Source organism: Synechococcus sp. OH2 (assembly GCF_047462155.1).
Taxonomy (GTDB): Bacteria; Cyanobacteriota; Cyanobacteriia; order Thermostichales; family Thermostichaceae; genus Thermostichus.
On record NZ_JANSIR010000024.1, the window covers coordinates 1 to 3,144 of the forward strand.

Here is a 3,144-nt window from a genome sequence, read left to right on the forward strand (position 1 = left end):
AGTCTCTATCTACTGGCTGCTGAGTGAGACGCTTACAGAGCTTAGCCCCCCTCGGGGGCGCCCCGCACCAGCAGCCCCGCCATAATTAGTCCAGAGAGAATTGAGCTGCCGCCGTAGCTAAACAGCGGCAAGGGTACCCCTGTAGTTGGCAACAGGCCGGTGACTACACTGACATTCAGCAGTGCCTGCCCCACCAAAAACATCAAACAACCACAGGCCACCAGCCGCGTGGGCAGGTCGAGACAGCGCCGCATGACCCGCAGGCTTACCCAGGTGTAGGCGCTCAATAGCCCCAGGAAGAAGAGGGATCCCACCAGGCCAAACTCTTCCGCATACACCGCAAAGATGAAGTCTGTGTACTGGATGGGCAGGTAGAATAGCTTTTGCTGCGAAAGGCCGTAGCCTTTGCCCCACCAGCCCCCTGAGCCAATGGCCAAAAGGCTTTGCACCAACTGATAGCCGTCGCCCCGCGCATTCCCCCAGGGATCCAAAAAGGCAAGGATGCGCCGCCGCTGGTAGTCTTTGCTGAGAATGCTCACCACAGCCGCCAGGATCCCCAGTCCCGCTGTAGCCAAGAGGGTAAAAACGGGGATCCCAGCACTCCAGGCCATGACCCAGAGGGTAAGGCCGCAGATGGCGGTGGTGCCCAAGTTGGGCTGGAGGAGGATCCCTAGCAGCGCCAAAGCAAAGAGCCCAACCCAGACGCCGCGAAACCAGGCGGGGTGGTAAAACCAACGGCCCAACACCCAGGCCCCCTGCAGCACCAACAGAGGCTTGAGCAATTCCGAAGGCTGGATGACCACCGGGATTACCTTCAAATCCAGCCAGCGGCTGGCATCCAGGCGGGAAACCCCCAGCCCCGGCACCTGGGTAGCCCAGACTAAGCCAATGCCCAGCAGACAGAGGATCCCGGCCCAGGGGAACCAGCGCCGCAAAGGGATGCGCACCAGAAGTGCGAAGCAGGCCAGCCCCAGCCCTGCCCAGAGCAACTGGCGCTTAAAGAAATAGAGGCCATCGCCAGTAGTCTGCTGCGCCACCGGGTAGGAGGCCGAAAACAGCATCATCAAGCCCACCGCCAGCCAAACCAGCGTCAGCCAGCGCAGCCAGCGCGCTTCAGCGTTCCAGGGATCCCACAAGGGCTTGGCAACAGGCGCGGAAGTGGTGGCCACGGTGCTCGAAGCTGGGGTACTGGTCAAAGCTGGCACAAGCGGGCGACAGCAAAACGGTAATGGGCTGAGCGGGATCCGCCAGGGCTTGCGCTAGGGAGCAAGCGGCTGCAAAGGCCCTTTCCACCGCTACCTCTAGGGTTGGCAGGATCTCGACGTCAGTATAGCGGATTGCCTGGAGAGCCTGGGCCAGGGCAGGGGCAGCCTCCCCAATGAGCAACACGCGGGCCACCTTAGCCTGAATAAGCCGCAGCCAGGCTGAGGGGTCCCCCTGTTTGGCCCTTCCACCGGCAATAAGGATGATGGGCGGGGAGAGGGCGTTGAGCGCCACCCAGCCGGCCTCGTAGTTGGTGGCCTTGCTGTCGTTGACAAAGCGGATGGGGGTGGATCCCACCTGGATTTGGGCTACCCACTCCAAGCGATGGGGCATGCCAGCAAAAGAGCGGATGGCTCCCTGAATGGCAGTGTTAGGGATCCCGGCCAGATGGGCAGCCGCTGCCGCCAAGAGCAAGTTCTGCAAGTTGTGAGGACCAGGGCAGCGCTCGGCAAAATCCTCCAGCTCCGCCACCGCTTCCCCCTGGATGTAAAGGGTGCTCCCCCGCAGTAAGACATCCGCTTGCGGATCTTGCAGGGAAACCCAGTAGGTGTTTTCCCAGTCTCGCCGCCGGCGAAAGAGGTAGGGATCCTCGCCGTTGACCACCCGCCACTGGGCCCGCTCCAGCAGCCGCGCCTTAAAGCCGGCGTAGCGCTCCAGGGTGCCGTGCCGCTCTAGGTGATCGGGGGTGAAGGTGGTCCATACCCCAATGCGGGGTGGGCTGCTAGGGGAGCTCTGCATCAGGCGGCTGCTGGCCTCCAGTTGGTAGCTGCTCAGCTCTGCCACGATCCAATCCGGCTGCCGCTGCCCTTGCCAAGTCTCCAGCGCCACCTGAGACAGAGGTAAGCCAATGTTGCCGCAGGGGATCCCTTCTAGCCCAGCCGCTTTGAACATCTCCGCCACCAGGGCCGTGGTGGTGCTTTTGCCGTTGGTGCCCGTGATCCCTACCCAAGGCAGATGCTCAAGGAACTGCCAGGCCAGCTCTGCCTCTCCCACCACCTCAATCCCTTGCCGACGCGCCTCTTGCAGCAAGGGGTGATCCCAGGCAATGCCCGGGCTGACCACCACCTGCTCCACTCCCGGCAGCAGTTGAAAAGGCTGGCCCAAGTGGACAGGGATCCCTTCTTGTTCCAGCTCTGCCTGCCGTTGCCGCAAGAGCTCCGAATCCTGCTCGTCCCAGACCCACACCTCTTTTCCCTGGGCCCGCAGCAGCCGTGCAGCCGACCAACCTGCGATCCCCAGTCCCAAAACCTGATGGCCCACGTCTATGCCCCTTGGAACTTTGGCTTGCAGATGCATCTTACGGCTCTGGCCGCCCTCTAGAGCGCGGCGCGGGGCTAGGGATCGGAGCGACAGAGAAAGGAGAGCACCTCGCCCATGAGATGGTTTATGGCTTGGTACTTCTCAGGGGGAGCTGAGAGAATTTCTACTTCCGACTGCACATAGGTAGATGGCAATAACTCGTTGCGGCAGTGGGAGACAAGCCCCTGCACCAATTCTGGCGTGGTTTCCAAGTGAAACTGGAGGCCAATCACTGAACGCCCAAGCTGAAAGGCCTGGTTCTCACAGCCTTCGCTTTTGGCAAGGTGAAGTGCACCAGGGGGCAGCTCGAAGGTTTCCCCGTGCCAGTGAAAAACCTCAATCGAGGGCGGAAAAGGAAAGGCCAGCTCGTTCGCTGGTTGGATCCCTTGCACTGGCCACCAGCCTATTTCCTTAACACGATTTGGAAACACTCGGCTACCCATTGCGCTGGCAATCAGTTGCGCCCCCAGACAGATACCCAAAATGGACTTGCCGGCCTCGATGGCATTGCGGATAAACTCCTTCTCCTGACCTAGCCAAGGAAATGCCCTTTCGTCATTGGCACTCATGGGGCCACCCATG

At 61.2% G+C, this 3,144-nt stretch carries 3 protein-coding genes; all 3 read right to left on the bottom strand.

Annotation, left to right across the window (positions count from 1 at the left end):
• Window positions 1-41 precede the first annotated feature (41 nt).
• Window positions 42-1,169: an FtsW/RodA/SpoVE family cell cycle protein gene (locus NW835_RS01970; protein WP_414414385.1), complete on the bottom strand. Its 1,128-nt coding sequence runs from the start codon at window positions 1,167-1,169 to the stop codon at window positions 42-44.
• On the bottom strand, window positions 1,114-2,559 hold the full coding sequence (gene murD, locus NW835_RS01975) for a UDP-N-acetylmuramoyl-L-alanine--D-glutamate ligase (RefSeq protein WP_414414386.1): 1,446 nt from the start codon (window positions 2,557-2,559) through the stop codon (window positions 1,114-1,116). The genes NW835_RS01970 and murD overlap by 56 nt, the downstream gene beginning before the upstream one ends.
• A gap of 38 nt (window positions 2,560-2,597) precedes the next feature.
• On the bottom strand, window positions 2,598-3,144 hold a 547-nt coding region (locus NW835_RS01980; RefSeq protein ID WP_414414387.1), incomplete at its 5' end, for a type 1 glutamine amidotransferase.

Bases quoted from the DNA above. Each gene is read 5' to 3' on its own strand.
- murD (WP_414414386.1), bottom strand. From the start codon at position 2,559: ATGCATCTGCAAGCCAAAGTTCCAAGGGGCATAGACGTGGGCCATCAG.